14 protein-coding genes and 1 tRNA gene are annotated in these 17,232 nt (G+C 68.2%); 10 read left to right on the forward strand and 5 right to left on the reverse strand.

Features of this window, described 5'->3' with window-relative positions; all coding sequences use genetic code 11:
• Window positions 1-18: 18 nt before the first annotated feature.
• Window positions 19-198 (reverse strand): hypothetical protein, encoded by a 180-nt coding sequence (locus C2865_RS39235; protein ID WP_157963572.1) that lies wholly within the window; start codon window positions 196-198, stop codon window positions 19-21.
• Window positions 199-433: 235 nt separating this feature from the next.
• On the reverse strand, window positions 434-889 hold the full coding sequence (locus C2865_RS05260) for a hypothetical protein (RefSeq protein ID WP_232835365.1): 456 nt from the start codon (window positions 887-889) through the stop codon (window positions 434-436).
• A gap of 313 nt (window positions 890-1,202) precedes the next feature.
• Between C2865_RS05260 and C2865_RS05265 the strand changes: the two genes are divergently transcribed.
• The 5 genes from C2865_RS05265 (at window position 1,203) to C2865_RS05285 (ending at window position 5,612) form a co-directional block, all read left to right on the forward strand.
• Window positions 1,203-2,813, forward strand: coding sequence for a RyR domain-containing protein (locus C2865_RS05265; protein ID WP_106397101.1), 1,611 nt, complete (start codon window positions 1,203-1,205; stop codon window positions 2,811-2,813).
• A gap of 325 nt (window positions 2,814-3,138) precedes the next feature.
• Window positions 3,139-3,432 (forward strand): hypothetical protein, encoded by a 294-nt coding sequence (locus C2865_RS05270; RefSeq protein ID WP_106397102.1) that lies wholly within the window; start codon window positions 3,139-3,141, stop codon window positions 3,430-3,432.
• Window positions 3,426-4,283 carry an MBL fold metallo-hydrolase gene (locus C2865_RS05275; RefSeq protein ID WP_106397103.1) on the forward strand — a complete coding sequence of 286 codons (858 nt, stop codon included), beginning with the start codon at window positions 3,426-3,428 and terminating at the stop codon, window positions 4,281-4,283. The genes C2865_RS05270 and C2865_RS05275 overlap by 7 nt, the downstream gene beginning before the upstream one ends.
• Before the next feature lie 616 nt (window positions 4,284-4,899).
• A complete protein-coding gene (locus tag C2865_RS05280; RefSeq protein WP_106397500.1) occupies window positions 4,900-5,280 on the forward strand; it encodes a type II toxin-antitoxin system RelE/ParE family toxin in 381 nt (126 codons plus the stop codon).
• Window positions 5,277-5,612 carry a helix-turn-helix domain-containing protein gene (locus C2865_RS05285; protein ID WP_106397104.1) on the forward strand — a complete coding sequence of 112 codons (336 nt, stop codon included), beginning with the start codon at window positions 5,277-5,279 and terminating at the stop codon, window positions 5,610-5,612. The genes C2865_RS05280 and C2865_RS05285 overlap by 4 nt, the downstream gene beginning before the upstream one ends.
• A 114-nt stretch (window positions 5,613-5,726) precedes the next feature.
• Here the strand turns inward: C2865_RS05285 and C2865_RS05290 are convergent, their stop codons facing one another.
• Entirely contained in the window at window positions 5,727-6,839 is a 1,113-nt protein-coding gene (locus C2865_RS05290) for a hypothetical protein (RefSeq protein ID WP_157963573.1), read from the reverse strand.
• 330 nt (window positions 6,840-7,169) lie between these two features.
• Here C2865_RS05290 and C2865_RS05295 point away from each other — a divergent pair, with 330 nt between their 5' ends.
• Window positions 7,170-8,510 (forward strand): recombinase family protein, encoded by a 1,341-nt coding sequence (locus C2865_RS05295; protein WP_198652932.1) that lies wholly within the window; start codon window positions 7,170-7,172, stop codon window positions 8,508-8,510.
• Between the two features lie 120 nt (window positions 8,511-8,630).
• On the opposite strand, the gene C2865_RS05300 is transcribed toward C2865_RS05295, so the two are convergent.
• Window positions 8,631-8,719, reverse strand: a tRNA-Leu gene (locus tag C2865_RS05300).
• Window positions 8,720-8,845: 126 nt separating this feature from the next.
• On the opposite strand from C2865_RS05300, the gene C2865_RS05305 reads away from it, so the two are divergent.
• Entirely contained in the window at window positions 8,846-10,144 is a 1,299-nt protein-coding gene (locus C2865_RS05305; RefSeq protein ID WP_106397106.1) for a M20/M25/M40 family metallo-hydrolase, read from the forward strand.
• 728 nt (window positions 10,145-10,872) lie between these two features.
• Here the strand turns inward: C2865_RS05305 and C2865_RS05310 are convergent.
• Window positions 10,873-11,070 carry a DUF5703 family protein gene (locus C2865_RS05310; protein WP_106397107.1) on the reverse strand — a complete coding sequence of 66 codons (198 nt, stop codon included), beginning with the start codon at window positions 11,068-11,070 and terminating at the stop codon, window positions 10,873-10,875.
• Between the two features lie 263 nt (window positions 11,071-11,333).
• Between C2865_RS05310 and topA the strand changes: the two genes are divergently transcribed.
• Genes topA through C2865_RS05325 form a run of 3 tightly spaced genes read left to right on the forward strand, consistent with a single transcriptional unit; the run spans window position 11,334 to window position 17,152 of the window.
• Complete coding sequence (gene topA / locus C2865_RS05315; RefSeq protein ID WP_232835366.1) at window positions 11,334-13,934, forward strand: type I DNA topoisomerase; 2,601 nt, start codon at window positions 11,334-11,336, stop codon at window positions 13,932-13,934.
• A gap of 28 nt (window positions 13,935-13,962) precedes the next feature.
• Window positions 13,963-15,951, forward strand: coding sequence for a dTMP kinase (gene tmk, locus C2865_RS05320; protein ID WP_106397109.1), 1,989 nt, complete (start codon window positions 13,963-13,965; stop codon window positions 15,949-15,951).
• A gap of 49 nt (window positions 15,952-16,000) precedes the next feature.
• A complete protein-coding gene (locus C2865_RS05325; RefSeq protein ID WP_106397110.1) occupies window positions 16,001-17,152 on the forward strand; it encodes a DNA polymerase III subunit delta' in 1,152 nt (383 codons plus the stop codon).
• The last annotated feature ends 80 nt before the right edge of the window (window positions 17,153-17,232 follow it).

Raw genomic sequence — 17,232 nt, forward strand, 5'->3', positions numbered from 1 at the left:
TTCGCCAGTTGAGGAACGTCAGTCCCGTGGCGGAAGTGAGGAATTGAAAGAGCGCTTGGGTTCGGCCGCGGCGGCGACGAGGCGACCGGCGAATTGGTTCACCAGGCGCGCCGAATCGCGGTCTCCAGCGAGGCCGGAGAGGGAAACACCGACGAGATTCGAGATCTCGGTCCGGACGGGAACGGAAATGTTTTCCATGGCTTGCTTCCTTTGCGAGCGGTACCGTTCACTGAGACGCCACGCAGCTCGGCAGGGTTCCAGGCATGGACTAGTCACAGCATGGACCTCAGTCACACTGCGTGACTATGAAGGCTTTTTACCATGATGATCTTGTCCCGTACCTCTGATCGTGGAAAATTTGCATAAATGCCACGGGGGGATCTTCAAGGAGCGGACAAGGGCGTCGAAAGCGATCCAGAGGATCGGTTGCTGCTCAGCCGTGGACCGCCCCCGCGGGCCAGACGACCTCGACCCGCACCCCCTCCGAGTGGGCGTGCGCCACCGCGTCGCCGGTGCCTCCCGGTGACCTGTCCGGGGTGCCGTCCCACACCGCGAGCAGGAGATCGGAACTGGCGATCACCTCTTTGCTGGCCGCGAGGTAGGTATCCGGCCCGGATTTCCCCGGATCGGCGACCCGCAGTGAATCGGCGGCGGACACGAGCCTGTCGAATTCACGGAGATTGCGTGTCGGAATGCCGACCTCCCGGTAGTCGCGTGCAGGCAGCACCACCTCTATTCTCCCGCCGAGCTCAAGAATCACTTTGGCGAAGATCTGGTCGCTTCCCGGGGCGAGGCAGCTCACCCCGGTCATTTCTTTTCCCGCCCATTTCTTCAGTATCTCGCGCAACGCCTTTTCCACGAGTTCGGCGGTCCGTTCCCCGAAGCGCACGTGTCCCGTGATCCCTATCCGAGTCAATTGGCCTCCCGACCGTCCTGTCCGAGGCCATTATCTCGCCATTTTGGGAACGGAGGCGGACGTCCTCCCGGTCCGGGTGGTTCCCGAATGGCCGCATCCGGTCATCCGGGGGCGTGTGGGGGGCGGGTTTCCTCGGGCATCTCGCGGCGGATCCTTCCAGATCTTGTGTCGTCCAGATTATATGTATTCAGGTGCATACTTCTCCTTTTGATGCTTAGGGGCTAATTTGTCAGGTATTACACATTCGCGCTGGCGGGGAGCCCTGCTGACGCGCCTCGGATTCGCGTTGACGACCCTCACGGGCCTGGTGCTCGGCTACGTCGGCCTGATGAAGGCCCACCAGGACCAGGCGTCGCTCACCGACCTCGTCTACTGGGACCTCCAGCTGTTCACCCTGGACTGCGACGGCCTGGAGAACGTCGAACTGAACACCGAACTCCAGTTCGCGCGCTTCCTCGTCCCCCTGGCCACGTTCTACGCGATCGCCGAAGTCGCGGTGTACCTGTTCTCTGAGCGCGTCCGCGGCTGGAACGTGCGGCGGAGGTGGAGCGGGCACATCGTCGTCTGGGGAGAGAGCACCCAGGCGGTCCTTCTCGTGGAGAGACTGCTCGAGCGAGGAGAGCGGGTGGTCTTCGTCGGTGACGGGGAGACGGGGCGCGCGACCGGCAGATACTTCAGCGTAGAGGGAGGGACGCCCACGCCGGGAGTGCTGCGGGCGGCGGGAGTGAGCCGGGCCGCCGCGGTCTACGCCTTCTCCGACGACACCTCGGCCAACATGAGCACGGCGATGGCGATCGTGTCCGTGCAGCGTGGGGATCGGCCGCCCATCAAGTCCTACGTATGGGTGCCGGATCCCGAGCTCTGCCATGCGCTGCGGGCACGGCGTCTCGGCCTTGAGAACGAGGAGGCCGCCCGGGTGGAGTTCGTCAACCCGGCGCAGCTCGCGGCGCGGGAGCTCGCCGCCGAGCGCGACCGGGAACAGCTCGGTCATGTGCTGGTCGTCGGGCTCGGGGCGTTCGCACGGAGCCTGGTCGTGGAACTCGCCAGAAGGCAGCGGGAACTGCACGGCCCCGGAAGGGCGCGGTTGACGCTCGTCGGCGCCGACGCCCCCCGGATGTGGCGGACGCTGCTGGCCGCCCACCCGGTCCTGGCGCACTGGGATGCCCGCCCTCTCGACGTGCCCACCACCGAGTTCAACCTCCGTGCCTGGTCCGGGCGGCTGGCGTCCGGGGAGCTGCCCGACCAGACCTACCTGTGCGACCCGGACACGGCGCTGCGCGGCGCGCTGACCGCGGTGCCCCTCTGGCACGGGCGTCCGCGCAGCCTCGTCGTCTGCCTGGAGCAGTCCCTGACGTACGACGGCCTCTTCCAGTCCGACGCGCTCCTCGACGGGCTGCGCGGCGCCCTCGGGGTTTTCGGCGTGACCGAGTCGGCGTGCCGTGCCGAGTTCGACGACCATGACCTCGTCGAGCAGCTGGCGCGCTCGATCCACCGGCGCTATCTGGGCTTCGGGACCCGGGCGGCGAGCGACGTGACGTGGGACGAGCTGCCCGAGACGTTCCGGCATGCGAGCCGCGCCCAGGTCGCGCACATCGGCGAGAAGCTCCTCCGGGCGAATCTGCTGATCGCGCCGATCTTCGAGGTACCCCGCCCGTTCGAGTTCTCCGACTCCCAGATCGAGGAACTCGCTGCTTTGGAGCACGACCGCTGGCGGAACGAGCGCCTGCGCGCTGGCTGGCGCCACGGCGCCCACCGCGACGACACCGCCCGCACCCACCCCGGCATGGTCGACTGGCCCCGCCTCCCCGAACCCGAACGCGAGAAGGACCGCGAGTTCGTCCGAGCCCTCCCCGGCCTCCTGGCCGCAGTCGACCTCCGCCTCATCGCCCCTGATTAGGCCCTGCCCCGACCGTCCGTGGCTTCTCGGCCAGGCGTTGCCGTCGGTGAGGGAGAGCGCGGCACCCCCATGACGGTGAGGGTGAGTTCGAAGTCGCGGACGGCGGGGAACCGGTCGGTTTCCATCGGAGCACCGTGACCGGAAGGCACGGCTTCTCCGAGGCGAGCATGTTCGACCAGCCGGAGCCGGAGGGGCTGCTGCGCGCCCGGACGGCCCGCCACCCGCAGAACGCGTTCCGGGGCGAGGGCGCGATGGCGGCGTTGATCGGACATTTCGTTCCCCCTATAGTGGTTGCAGAATGCAATCACTAGGGGAAGGAGAGCTGGTGGGCCGTTTCGTTTATTCGATGCAGGTGTCCCTCGACCTGCGGATCGAGCAGGTTCCGGGGGACAACGGCGCCGGCGAGTGGCTGCGCATCGACGAGGAACTGCACCGCGAAGCCAACGCGCAGACGCAGGCACTCGCGCTCATGCCCTCGTTCATCGGCTTCGGCAGGCCGCTGTTCGACGACTACGGCCTGCCGGTCGATCTCGGCCTGCTGGAGCAGCGATCGTTCGAGCAGGGCGTCACGATGCATCGCTACGCCGTCCGGGATGCGAAGGAGGCGATCTCGTGCTGAGGCGGGTCGCCGAGGGCGTGCTGGTCCACGAGAGCGAGTTCGTGCAGAGCAACGCCGTCGTGGTGCAGGGCCGGGCCGGTGTGCTGCTCATCGACCCCGGGGTGACCGGCTCCGAGATCGACTGCCTCGCGGACGACCTGTCGGAGTTGGGTCAGCCCGTTGTGGCAGGGTTTTCTACGCATCCGGATTGGGATCACCTGCTCTGGCACGCCCGGCTCGGCGAGGCGCCCCGTTACGGCACGGCGCGCTGCGCGACCGCTGTCCGGGATCAGCTGTCGGATGCGGGTGCGAAGGCCCGCATCGCCGACCACCTGCTTGAGACGGAGATCGCCGGGCAGGTACCGCTGGACCTCTTCGGCCTCATCACCGGCCTGCCCGCCGAAACCGCGCGCATTCCTTGGGACGGCCCCGAGGTCCGGATCATCGAGCATCAGGCGCACGCCCCGGGCCACGCGGCGCTGTTGATCGAAGAACGCGGGGTCCTCGTCGCCGGCGACATGCTCTCCGATGTCCTGGTTCCGATGCTCGACCTGGAAGGCACCACGGACCCGATCGAGGACTACCTCACCGCGCTACGGCTGCTCGAAGGCGTGGCGGGTGGTGTTGACGCCGTCGTCCCGGGCCACGGTTCCGTCGGCGGATCCGACCAGGTACAGGCACGGATCGACCAGGACCGGGCGTATGTACTCGCGTTGCGCACCGGCCGAGTCCCCGCCGACCCACGAGTCGGCCCATCGGCCAAGCCCGGCTGGGAATGGGTGAGCGACGTGCACGAAGGGCAACTCCAACGCCTCGCCCAAAGAAGCGAGCACGACGGGACGCCCCGCGACATCCTGGTCGAACCCTTCTGAGCCCCGGGCCGCCGCGGCATGGACGACCCCCGTGGCTTTCCGTCTGGATGCGGTCCGTGAACGAACGGTGAGGCTCGGAGGGAGAGTCGAACGCCCCTACGTCTGATCTGAGGCGAAGGGCCACCGAGATGAACCTCCACGGCCGTAAACAGTAGAACGCCAGGTCGAAGACCTGGCGTTCTGTACTGCTGTGGTGTCCGAGGGGAGAGCGCGACCATTGGCACATGTCCCCGCCTACCTCATGAGCGACATGTGCCGCATACGCGTGTCCTGATATGCGTTAGGTCGGCACCCGGCCGTCAGGCCAGATATCAGCTGCACGGTCACGGTGTCGGCCGCATTCCCGTCTGCTGCGTGATGGCGTGGGTTGAGGTTGTGTCGTGCATCATTTGATCCGAGTGCCGAAACTCGGCATCCGTGGCTGTGCTGCGGAGAGAAGCCCATGTCGCATCCGCGCCGATCCCGTGTCCGGGCGATGGCGGTGGTCTCGTATGCGAGCTCGGCAGCCTGCTCGGAGCTCACGGCGAGGGACCGGGCCTGCCATGCCGGGAACAGGTCATCCCGCCTTCCTCGGTCCGACTTGCCCATGTCATGGACGACATATACCGTGGACGACATGACTGGTCTGTACGACGTCGAGATCGAGCCCGAGGTGCGTACCTGGCTGGAGGCCTTGCCTGCGCGGCACTACCGGAAGGTGGAACGGATGGTGATGCTTCTGGCCGCGGACCCGTTGGGTTTAGGAGAACCGCATGCCCGTCATCTCGGCGAGGGCGTACGTGAACTTCGGCCGACGATCGCCGGAACGGCCTTCCGGATCACCTATTGGCTGACCTCGCGTCGCACGGTGGTCTTGCTGACGGTATTCCGTAAGACCAAGATGCGCGAGGATGCGGAAGTCGACCGGGCCAAGCAGATGAAGAAGATCTGCGAGGCCGAGCACGGGCCGGCACATGAGGTTTTCGAACGCGACGTCGATCAGGAGGAGTTGGGGTGAACCACAGTCGCTGGAAGCTCGCCAGAGACAAAGAGCTCACTGAGCAGGACGGCAGGTCGCCGGAGTTGAAGGAGCTCGATCGCGAGATCAGCCTCTCCATGGCTCTGGCCCAGGTCGTCTACGACCGCCGCAAGGCCCTGGGGCTTTCCCAAGAAGAACTCGCCCGGCGGTGTGGTCTGACCCAGGCGAAGATCTCCCGGATCGAAGGATCGGACACCGTCCCGACTTTGTCGCTGCTGGCGAAGCTGGCCAAAGGCCTCGAAGCCTCTCTGAACATCGCCATAGACCAGGACGATGCCAGTCTCACCCTCACCGCTCACGAGGCGGCCTGAACGGCCGGATAGGACCGGCGGCAAAGTGAGTTTTCTCCTTCAACACGGACAAAGTGTCCGCTGACCAGGGGGAACCGCAGAGCTCGTACACGTTGAAGTATTCGGGGAAGTGTTTCAGGAGAGTTCGAAGATCGCGGCGTTCTCGTCTCTTCCAGGTGGTTCGACGCTGCCGACGCCGAGGAGTCGCTGGGTGCCGGGGATGCGGACGAACTCGGAGATGCCTGCGGTCTCCTCATCGACGTGGCCGAGGAAGCGTTCGTTCCAGCGTCCGGTGGCGGTGCGGTGGGCGAGGACCAGGTCGTACTCCAGGTCCCCGTTCTGGTCGGACATGTTCTTGGAGGTCAGAAGCCAGAGGCCTCCTCTGCCATCGGGGACGGGGGTGTAGCTGATCGTGGAGGCGGAGCTGATCTTCTCCTTCCGCCACCTGCCGTTGCCGTGGCGAAGGAGGAAGGACTCGATCTTCGGGTTGTCGTCGTTGCGGTTCGCGACGCGGTGAGCGACCATCCAGACGTTCTCGCCCGCGAAGGCCGGTTCACCGAAGAAGGTCATGGATTCCTTGGTGTGCTTCGGCAGGAGGGCGTCCGGGTTCGAGAGCTTCCAGCGTCGACCGTCGAAGCGCATGACTTTGGTCTTGCCGTACCCGTCGGGGCCTGAGGCCCAGGCCGTCTTCCCTCGGGCGGCGGCGTTCAAGACGGGGACCGGAGTCTCGACCTTGTGCCAGCGTCGGCCGTCGAAGTGCAGCGCGCGGGGCCGCGAGAAGTCGAACACCCAGACTCCACGCCTGCCGGTGGCGGCGATGGTCAGAGGAAGGGCCGATTTCCAGCGCCGGGCGAGCTTCCAGCGTTCGCCGTTCCAGTGCAGCAGATAAGCACTGCCTCCGCGGTTGAACGAGCCGCCTCCCACGGCCCAGATGTTGCTCGCGGATGAGGCGTCAGCCGCCTGTATTCTGCCGTTCAACCCGCTCGGAAGCCGGACCCTCTTCCAGGTGGAGCCGCTCTTGCGGTAGGTGAGGGGCTTCGCCTTGCCCGCTGAACGGGTGGTGCCGAACGCCCAGACGTTCTTCGCGTCCGGGGCGACGATGGCGCTGAAGTCGCTGTCGCCCTTGAGAGGACTGACCCAGACGGGGGTCAGCGGATCTCTTGCCGCAGCGGTGGAGGCTCCGGCCGGAGCCATCAAGACGGCAGAGAACACCACGGCCAAGAGGCGTCCGGCACTGGTTCCCAACATGTCGGGCACTGTCCCACAAAGATCGCCTAGTGGTGCAAACTCCGGCCTGGCGGCGAACCGCACCGGTGCCGCAGTGGAGAGAACGGCGGCGGACGGCACTCCTCGGGCAGGGAGATTTCCCTGGTTGCCGGGAAGCTACATAGGTGGAACTTCCGGATTCCTCTGAATCGATTCCTCCTGTACTGGTCATCTTGAAAGTGGGTGCTTCCGCTCCGAAGAGAGGGAGAGGCCGTGGCGCTACCGAACGTGGGTACGGAAGCAGGCGGCGGGCTACTGGCGTGGGCGGAACGCTCGAAGAGCCGCCCGGCATCGTTGCGGAGAAGCAGTGGGTTGCGGTTCGCGTTCTACGGGCGGGTGTCGACGGAGGATTACCAGGATCCGGTGACGTCCCGGGATCGGCAGCGTGGTCAGGCTGAGACTCTGGTGGCGGGGTTCGGGCGGATCACGGCGGAGTTCTTCGATGTAGGGGAGAGCCGGGTGCTGCCGTGGGCCCGGCGCACCCGGGCAGCAGCGCTGGTGTTGGCGATGGCCGATCCCGATCGGAGCTTTGATGCGGTCGTGGTGGGAGAGTACGAGCGGGCGTTCTACGGCAATCAGTTCAGCTTGATGGCTCCGCTGTTCGAGCACTACGGGGTCCAGCTGTGGTTGCCGGAGGCGGGAGGCCGGGTCGACTTCCATGCTGAGGGACACGAGCGGTTGATGGTCGCGTTGGGGGTGCAGTCCAAGCGGGAGATCGCTCGGACCCGGATGCGGGTGATGACCGCGATGGCCGCCCAGGTGCGAGCTCAGGGCCGGTATCAGGGTGGCCGTCCGCCGTACGGATACCGCCTGGCAGATGCTGGGCCCCATCCGAATCGGGCGCATGCGGCGTGGGGGCGTCGGGCTCATCGGTTGGAGCCGGATCCGCAGACGGCGCCGATCGTGCGGTGGATGTTCGCGCAGCGGCTGGCGGGGCAGAGCCTGGCCCGCATCGCCCGGACGCTGAACGACATGCAGGTCCCGTGCCCGTCGGCAGCCGACCCGCAGCGCAACGCCCACCGCTCTGGTGATGGGTGGGCGTTGACCACGGTCCGTTCGATCTTGGCCAATCCCCGCTACACCGGCCGCGAGGTGTGGAACCGCCAGCCCTCAGCCCACGATCTGATCGACCCGGGCAACACAGGTCTGGGGCACCGGCAGGTGCAGCGCCGCGGCCTGCCTGACGATTGGGCGATCTCTGAACGTCCCGTTCATGAGGCCCTGGTGAGCGAAGCCGACTTCGTCGCCGTCCAGGGCATCCACGCCCGCCGCGGTCGTTCCGACCGGGCGTATCTGCTGGCCGGCCTGCTGCGCTGTGGTCTGTGTGAGCGGCGGTTGGAGTCCTGCTGGGCCAACGGCCGGGCCGCCTACCGCTGCCGTCACGGCCACACCAGCGCCTCCCGCCCGGATCCACGACGTCCGAAGAACCTCTATGTGCGTGAAGACCTTCTCTTGGCCCGTCTGCCGGCCCTGTACCTGCTTCTGACCACAGACCCGGCCGACCTGCCGGAGACACAGGCACCTGGTGTCGAGGACGTCATCGGATATCTGCACGCCCGCCGCATCGAGCTCGTCTACGACCCGCGGACCCGCTCCCTGCGGGCCGACCTCCCCGGAACGGCGCGGGTCATCGTCGACCGGCGGGCCGGTTAGACCAACCCGAGGCAGCAGCTGAAAGGAGGAACGCCCGGAAACGAAAACACCCGAGTTCAGCCGGAGCTGACCTCGGGTGACGGTCGACCCTGCCCGAAAATATCCGGACATGTACAACTTTGGTGTCCGAGGGGGGACTTGAACCCCCATGCCCCGTAAAGGGCACTAGCACCTCAAGCTAGCGCGTCTGCCTATTCCGCCACCCGGACGTGGGTGCTGCCGCGGCCCTGGGGCGCGGTGCGTCGTAACTGTACCAAAGGCTGAGGGTGAAGGGCGATTCGATCAACTGCGAGGATGGGGGAGTGCCGGTCGGACGTGGAGGGAGAGGGCCCGGGATGGGGATGGAAGACGAGGTCGTTGAGCTGTGCCGGGATCTGATCCGGATCGATACGAGCAACGCGGGGGACAACGCGGGGCCGGGGGAGCGGGCGGCCGCGGAGTACGTGGCCGAGAAGCTCGAGGCGGCGGGGATCAAGGCGACGATCCTGGAGTCCGACCGCAGGCGGGCCAGCGTGGTCGCGAGGATCGAGGGGGAGGAGCCGTCCCGGGACGCGCTGCTGCTGCACGGGCACCTGGACGTGGTGCCGGCGCAGGCCTCGGACTGGACGCACGACCCGTTCGGCGGGGAGATCGCGGACGGGTGCGTGTGGGGGCGCGGGGCCGTCGACATGAAGGACATGGACGCGATGATCCTCGCGTCCGTCCTCGACCGGGCGCGGACGGGGCGCAGGCCCAGGCGGGACGTCGTGCTGGCGTTCCTGGCCGACGAGGAGGCGGGGGGCGCCTACGGGGCGCACTGGCTGGTGGACAACCACCCGGAGCTCTTCGAGGGGTGCACCGAGGCCGTCGGCGAGGTGGGGGGCTTCAGCCTCACGGTGCCGGGCGACAGGCGGCTGTACCTGATCGAGACGGCGGAGAAGGGGCTGGCGTGGATGCGGCTCAAGGCCGTCGGCACGGCCGGCCACGGGTCGATGATCCACGATGACAACGCGGTGACGGAGCTGGCGAAGGCCGTGGCGCGCATCGGTGAGCACCGGTTCCAGGTGCGGCTGACGGCCACGGTACGGCGTTTTCTGGAGCAGGCCTGCGAGGCGTACGGGGTCGAGTTCGATCCGAAGGACCCGGAGGCGTGCCTTCCGCATCTCGGGACGCTGGCGCGGATGATCGGCGCGACGCTGCGCAGCACGCTCAATCCGACGCGGCTGGACGCCGGATACAAGGCGAATGTGATTCCGCAGCACGCGGAGGCGCAGATAGACGGGCGTTTCCTTCCGGGTTACGAGAAGGAGTTCTTCGAGACCGTCGACAAGCTGCTGGGCGAGAAGGTGCAGCGGGAATTCGTGCACTACGACATCGCGGTGGAAACGCCCTATGAGGGGGATCTCGTGGGCGCGATGGAGGAGGCGCTGACCTGGGCGGACCCGGGCGCGATCCCCGTCCCGTACTGCCTGAGCGCGGGTACGGACGCCAAGTCGTTCGCCACGCTGGGAATGCGCTGCTACGGGTTCGCCCCGCTCAGGCTCCCTGCGGATCTCGACTTTTCGGGAATGTTCCACGGTGTCGATGAAAGGGTACCGGTGGACGGACTGCAGTTCGGTGTCCGGGTCCTGGATCGTTTCCTCGACAACGCATAACTCTTCTGCGCTTTCACCTCCCCATTGACTTCACGTGATGGTACAGTGACGCTTCGTAGGGGGAAGCTTTGCTTCCGCCGGTCGTCCGGCCGGTGGGAGCCGTGTCCTCGGGAGTCGTATGCGCACGTGGGTCAGGAGCGGTGCCTCGGCCGTCCTCCTCGCCGCGGGCGCCTGCGCCTTCTGTGCTCGGGGGGCGTGCGCGGACGCCCCCTCCGCCGAACGGCTCCACGCGCCCGTCCCGCGGGCGGGTGAGCTTCCGACGGCACCGTCGGCGCGAACCGGCAAGGTGCTGACGGTGCTCGGAGGGGCCCTGCCCGGTCTGCTGGAGCAGGGTCCGTACGACGGCCTGCCCGCCCTCCGGCCGGACACCTCCCCAGGGGCCATGGTGGCTGCCCCGAGGGGACGTCCGGCCGGAGGCGGGCCGGTCCACGTCCTGCTGGCGGGCGCGCCGCCGACTCTCCTCCTGGCGGCCGCGTCACTGCTCTCGGGACGGATCTCCGGGCGGTCCCCCGGCCGGTCCTCCCGAGCCGGCCGGTCCTCCCGAGAGGGCGGGCACGTTCTCGAACGGGCCGCGGGGCTCTGCCCGCGGGGCCGTCACAGCCGTGGCGGCCGTCGGGGCAGGGGCGACCACGGGGGCGGGGCCGGTCGGTTCCGGTGGGCCCGTGGCGGCTGAACCCAAGATCGCTTTGCTCGTCCCGGATGCGCGGCCGGGGCGGGCAAAGCCTTTTTTACGTGTGGCTGCGCAGCGTGCTCCGCTGTCGGATGATCTTCTTGCGAAGCTGGATCCGCCGCCGCCCGTCCCGATGGACCCGGACGGTGTGCAGTTCCCAGCCGCCGTACTCGGCGTGCTCGGTCATGATCTGCCGGGCGACCTCTCGTGTGGTCCCCGCCGGCAGATTCACGATGAGATAGGTGTACTCCACCATCAAGGGCATCATGACAGATGAGGGCCGGGGGGTGAACCCTCGGGGAAGGTCTCGAGTCTCGTCGGTCGGGGGGCGTGTCATCCTGTCGAGGGTTTATCGTCGCGTCATGTGCGGGAAGTCCGCACGACGGGGGACCCGTCACGACACGGGTAACGTCGACTGAAGAAGCCCACGGGCGATCAAGTGTCGGATTTGAAGCGATATGGATAGGTCGGAACGCTGTGCCAGCCACTAACGGCAGCAAGCCGGGAGGTACCCGCCTGGTGATCGTCGAGTCGCCCGCGAAGGCGAAGAAGATCGCGGGTTACCTCGGCAAGGGCTACGTCGTCGAGTCCAGCATCGGTCACATCCGTGACCTGCCGGCGGACGCCGCGCAGGTGCCCGCCAAGTACAAGTCCGAGCCGTGGGGCCGGCTCGGCGTCAACGTGGACCACGAGTTCGAGCCGGTCTACATCGTCAACACCGACAAGAAGCAGCAGGTCGCCAAGCTGAAGAAGCTGCTCAGCGAGGCCGACGAGCTCTACCTGGCCACGGACGAGGACCGCGAGGGCGAGGCGATCGCCTGGCACCTGCAGGAGGTCCTCAAGCCCAAGGTCCCGGTGCACCGGATGGTCTTCCACGAGATCACCCCGGAGGCGATCCGCGCCGCCGCCCGCAACACCCGCGAGCTGAACCTGCAGCTGGTCGACGCCCAGGAGACCCGCCGCATCCTCGACCGCCTCTACGGCTACGAGGTCAGCCCGGTGCTGTGGAAGAAGGTCATGCCGAAACTGTCGGCGGGCCGCGTGCAGTCGGTGGCCACGCGCCTGGTGGTCGAGCGGGAGCGCGAGCGCATCGCGTTCGTCTCCGCCCACTACTGGGACGTCGGCGTCGACCTGGCCACCGGGCGCCCCGAGGAGCCGAACAGGTTCACCGCCAAGCTGGTGTCCGTCGACGGCACCCGTATCGCGCAGGGCAAGGACTTCACCTCCCGGGGCGAGCTGAAGGGCTCGGTCCGCAAGCTGGACGAGCAGGAGGCGCGCGGTCTGGCGTCGCGGCTGGAGGGCCGCCCGTTCGAGGTCGCCTCCGTCGAGCAGAAGCCGTACACGCGCAAGCCGTACGCGCCGTTCCGGACCACGACCATGCAGCAGGAGGCCAGCCGCAAGCTCGGCTTCTCGCCCAAGTACGCGATGCAGCTCGCGCAGAAGCTGTACGAGAACGGTTACATCACCTATATGCGTACCGACAGCATCACGCTGTCGGAGACGGCGGTGGCCGCGGCCCGCGCGCAGGCCGGCGCCCTGTACGGCGCGCAGTACGTGCCGGATAAGCCGCGCATCTACGCCAGCAAGGTCAAGAACGCCCAGGAGGCGCACGAGGCGATCCGCCCGGCCGGCGAGCGGTTCCAGACCCCGGGCGAGACCGGCCTGACCGGCGACCAGTTCCGGCTGTACGAGCTGATCTGGAAGCGGACGATCGCCTCGCAGATGAAGGACGCGGCGGGCCAGTCGGTGTCCGTGCGGATCACGGGCGAGTCCACGTCGGGGGAGAGCGCCGAGTTCGGCGCGTCCGGCCGCACGATCACCTTCCACGGCTTCCTCAAGGCCTACGTGGAGGGCGCCGACGACCCCGAGAGCCGCACCGACGACCAGGAGTCGCGGCTGCCCGTACTGGCCGAGGGCGACGCCCTGGAGGCGCTGCGGCTGCTGGCGGAGGGCCACTCCACCCGGCCCCCGGCCCGCTACACCGAGGCCTCGCTGATCAAGGAGCTGGAGGAGCGGGAGATCGGCCGCCCGTCCACCTACTCCTCGATCATCAGCACCATCCTCGACCGCGGCTACGTCTTCAAGAAGGGCACCGCGCTCGTCCCGGCGTTCCTGGCGTTCGCCGTGGTCCAGCTGCTGGAGCAGCACTTCGGCAATCTGGTCGACTACGACTTCACCGCCCAGATGGAGGAGTCGCTGGACGCCATCGCCCGCGGCGAGACCGAGCGGGTGCCGTGGCTGACCAGCTTCTACCACGGCGAGCACGGCCTGAAGGAGCTGGTCAGCGACATCGGGGGCATCGACGCCAAGGAGGTGTCGTCCTTCCCGGTGAAGGACGACCCCGGCACCATGATCCGGGTCGGCCGGTACGGGCCGTACCTGGACCGGGACGGCCAGCGCTGCAACATCCCCGAGGAACTGGCTCCCGACGAGCTGGACAAGGCCAAGGCCGACGAGCTGTTCGCGCAGCCGAGCGGTGACAGGACGCTGGGCCGGGACCCGGAGACGGGCTACGAGATCGTGGCCAAGAGTGGCCGTTACGGCCCGTACGTCACCGAGATCATCCCGGAGGAGGTCACCACGACCGCCTCCGGCCGCAAGAAGCCCGGCGCCCCCAAGCCGCGCACCGGTTCGCTGTTCAAGTCGATGTCCCTGGACACCGTCACCCTGGAGCAGGCGCTGCAGCTGCTGTCCCTGCCGCGGACGGTGGGCGAGCTCGACGGCGAGCAGGTCACCGCGCAGAACGGGCGGTTCGGTCCGTACCTGAAGAAGGGCACCGACAGCCGGTCCCTGGCCTCGGAGGAGGACATCTTCACGGTCACGATCGAGCAGGCCAAGGAGCTGTACGCCCAGCCCAAGCAGCGGGGCCGCCGGGCCGCGGCGCCGCCGCTGCGCGAGCTCGGCAACGACCCGGCGTCCGGCAAGCCGATCACGGTGAAGGAGGGCCGGTTCGGCCCGTACGTCACCGACGGGGAGACCAACGCGTCGCTGCGCAAGGGCGACGAGGTCGAGGCGATCACCATTCAGCGGGCAGCGGAGTTGCTGCAGGAGCGTAGGGAGAAGGTGGCGGCGGCCGGGCCCAAACCGGCTCGTAAGAGGACCGCCAAGTCCAAGGCATAGGGACACCACCGCAGATACCCTGCCTGGCATGAACAATCCAGGCGTTTTCCGGATCAAGCCGTTCCGCCGGCTGTGGATCGCGCTCTCGCTGTCCGGCCTGGGGGACTGGCTGAGCCTGCTGGCGCTCACCGCGTTCGCATGGTCCTCGACGGACGGCTACACGTCGGGGGCGTACGCGGTGGGCGCCGTGCTGGTCGCCAAGCTCCTGCCCGTGGTGATCTTCGGCCCGCTGGCGGGGGTGATCGCCGAGCAGCTCGACCGCCGCTGGACGATGGTCGTCACGGACGTGCTGCGCGTCGGGCTGGTGGTCTCCGTCCCGCTCGTGGGCAGGCTGGAGTGGCTGTTCATCGCGGCGTTCCTGGTGGAGTTCTTCACACTCTTCTGGCGGGCGGCGAGCGAGGCCATGGTCCCCGGAACGGTGCCGCAGAAGGAGCTGGAACGCGCCCGGAAACTCGCCCTTCTGGCCGTGTACGGCTCCGCTCCCGTCGCGGGGCTGCTGTTCGCGGTCGTCGCGCTGGTCGCGCAGGCGGTGCTTCCGGGCCCGGATCTCACCCTGTACGTCACCGCCGCGGTGTTCCTGGCGAGCCTCGCGACGGTGTTCTCGCTCCGCGGTGAACGGCATCCCGTCTCCGCCCCGTCCCTGACCGGGCAGATCCTGGACGGCTGGAAGCACGTCGGCGGCACGCCGCTCGTCCGCGGCCTCATCGTCGGCCTGATCGGCGCGTCCATCGCCTGCGCGTCCGTGCTCGGCGTCTCGCGGATCTACGTGGACGCCCTGCACGGCGGTGACGCCGGGTACGGGATGGTCTTCGCCGCGGTCTTCGTCGGCCTCGGCTTCGGCTTGTTCCTCGGCCCGCGCATGCTGCCCGGCTTCAGCAGAAGGCGCCTGTTCGGACTGACCCTCATCTGCACATCGCTCGTCCTCGTGCCCGTCGCGCTCGTCCACAACCTGGTGGCGCTGTTCTTCCTGGCGGCGCTGGTCGGCCTGGGCGCCGGCGCGGCGGTCGGAGGCGGCCACGCCCTGGTCGACGAGGAGATCCGGGAGGAACTGCGGGAACGGGCTTCCGGCTACCTCCAGGCGATGTCCCGGATCGCGCTGATCGTCGTCCTGGGGCTGGCGCCGCTGGCGGCCGGGGCGATCGGCGCACACCTCCTGCGCGCCGGAGAACTCGCGTACCGGGCGGACGGCACGAACGGCGTCCTGCTCGCCGCCGCGCTCCTCACCCTGATCACCGGGCTGGTCGCGTACCGGTCGATGGACGACCGGCGTGGCATCCCGCTCCGCCGCGACCTTTCCGGTGCACTGACGGGCGTGCCCTACGTTCCGCCCGTCCCGAAGAAGGAGCGCGGCCTGTTCATCGCCTTCGAAGGCGGCGAAGGCGCGGGCAAGACGACGCAGGCGCGTCTGCTCGCCATCTGGCTGCGCGACAACGGATTCGACGCCGTGATGACCCGCGAACCCGGCGCCACCAAGGTCGGGATGCGGCTCCGCGCGATCCTCCTCGACCGGGAGACGACCGCGCTTTCCTTCCGCGCGGAGTCCCTTCTGTACGCCGCCGACCGTGCCCAGCACGTCGACACCGTCGTCCGCCCGGCGCTGGACCGCGGCGCGATCGTCATCACGGACCGCTACATCGACTCGTCTCTGGCCTACCAGGGCTTCGGGAGAGAGCTGCCCGTCGACGAACTCCTGGCCGTCAACGAGTGGGCGACGTCCGAACTGAAGCCGGATCTGACGGTCCTGCTGGACGTTCCGCCGTCCGTGGGCCTCAACAGATTCGCTTCTCCGGCCGACCGCATCGAGTCCGAGCCGGAGGATTTCCACGATCGTGTACGGCGGGGGTTCCGTGCTCTGGCCGACGCCGAGCCGCACCGCTATCTCGTGGTGGACGCCGCGCAGGCACAGTCCGAGATCACCCGGCAGATCCAGGAGAAGGTGCTCAGCATCCTCCCCGACCCGGTCCCGGCATCGGCGGAGGACATCACCTCGACCTTCCCGGTGATCACTGATGCCTGATCGTCCCGTCGGCGTCGTGGCGCCGCGGCGGAGGGCTTAGCCTGGCGTCATGACGGTGTTCGACGACCTGGTGGGTCAGGGGCCGGTCGTCGCGCAGCTCCAGGCGGCGGTGACGGCGGCCCGGCAGGGGACCGGCGGGATGACGCACGCGTGGCTGTTCACCGGCCCGCCCGGTTCTGGAAGAGAGACGGCCGCGACGGCCTTCGCGGCGGCTTTGCAGTGCCTTGAGGAGCCTGCGGGCTGCGGTTACTGCGCGAACTGCCACCAGGTGCTGCAGGGCACGCACGCCGACTTGGAGGTCGTGCGCCCCCAGGGCCTGTCGTACTCGGTGAAGGAGACGCGTGAGCTCGTCATGCGAGCCGCCTCCAGCCCGAGCGGAGGCCGGTGGCGGGTCATACTGTTCGAGGGTGCCGACAGGGCCACGGAAGCCGCCGCCAACGCGCTGCTGAAAGCGATCGAGGAGCCGCCTCCCAGGACGGTGTGGCTGCTGTGCTCGCCGTCTCCGGACGATCTCGTCATGACGATCCGCTCCCGCTGCCGGCTGGTGACGTTGCGGACGCCGCCCGCCGGCGCCGTCACGGACCTTCTCGTCCAGCGCGACGGTGTCGAGTACGAGCTGGCCTCGGCGTCGGCCAGGGCCGCGCAGGGCGACATCGGGCGGGCCCGCCAGCTCGCCGCGGATCCCTCCGCGCGGCAGCGGAGGCAGGAGATCCTCTCCGTCCCGGCCAGGCTGACGGCTGTGGGACCGGCCGTCATGGCGGCCGAAGCGCTCGTCAAAGCGGCAGAGGCGGAGGCCAAGGCGCTCACCGAGGAGCTGAACGAGTCCGAGACGGCCGCCATGCGCCAGGCGCTGGGGGAGTCCGCCAAGGGCCGCATGCCGCGCGGCACGGCCGGGGCGATGAAGGAGCTGGAGGACCGCCAGAAGTCCCGGGCGACCAGGACGAAGCGCGACGCGCTCGACCGGACGCTGCTGGACCTGGCGTCGTTCTACCGGGACGTGCTGACGCTGCGTTTCGGGGCGTCCGTGCCGCTCGTCAACGCCGACCGGCTGCCGGAACTGCAGGCACACGCCCGCAAGCTTCCGGCGGAGGCGGTGATCCGGCGGCTGGACGCGATCATGGACTGCCGCAGGCGGCTGGCGGCCAACGTCAACCCGCTGCTGGCGGTCGAGGCGATGATGCTGGAGCTGCGCACCGGCTGAAACGGATTCCTTACCTCGAAGTAGTGTTACCGATTGATTACTCTCCGTAGTATCTGGGATCGAATCCAGCTTCGGGGAGA

This window comes from Actinocorallia populi (assembly GCF_002995495.1).
GTDB lineage: Bacteria > Actinomycetota > Actinomycetes > Streptosporangiales > Streptosporangiaceae > Actinocorallia > Actinocorallia populi.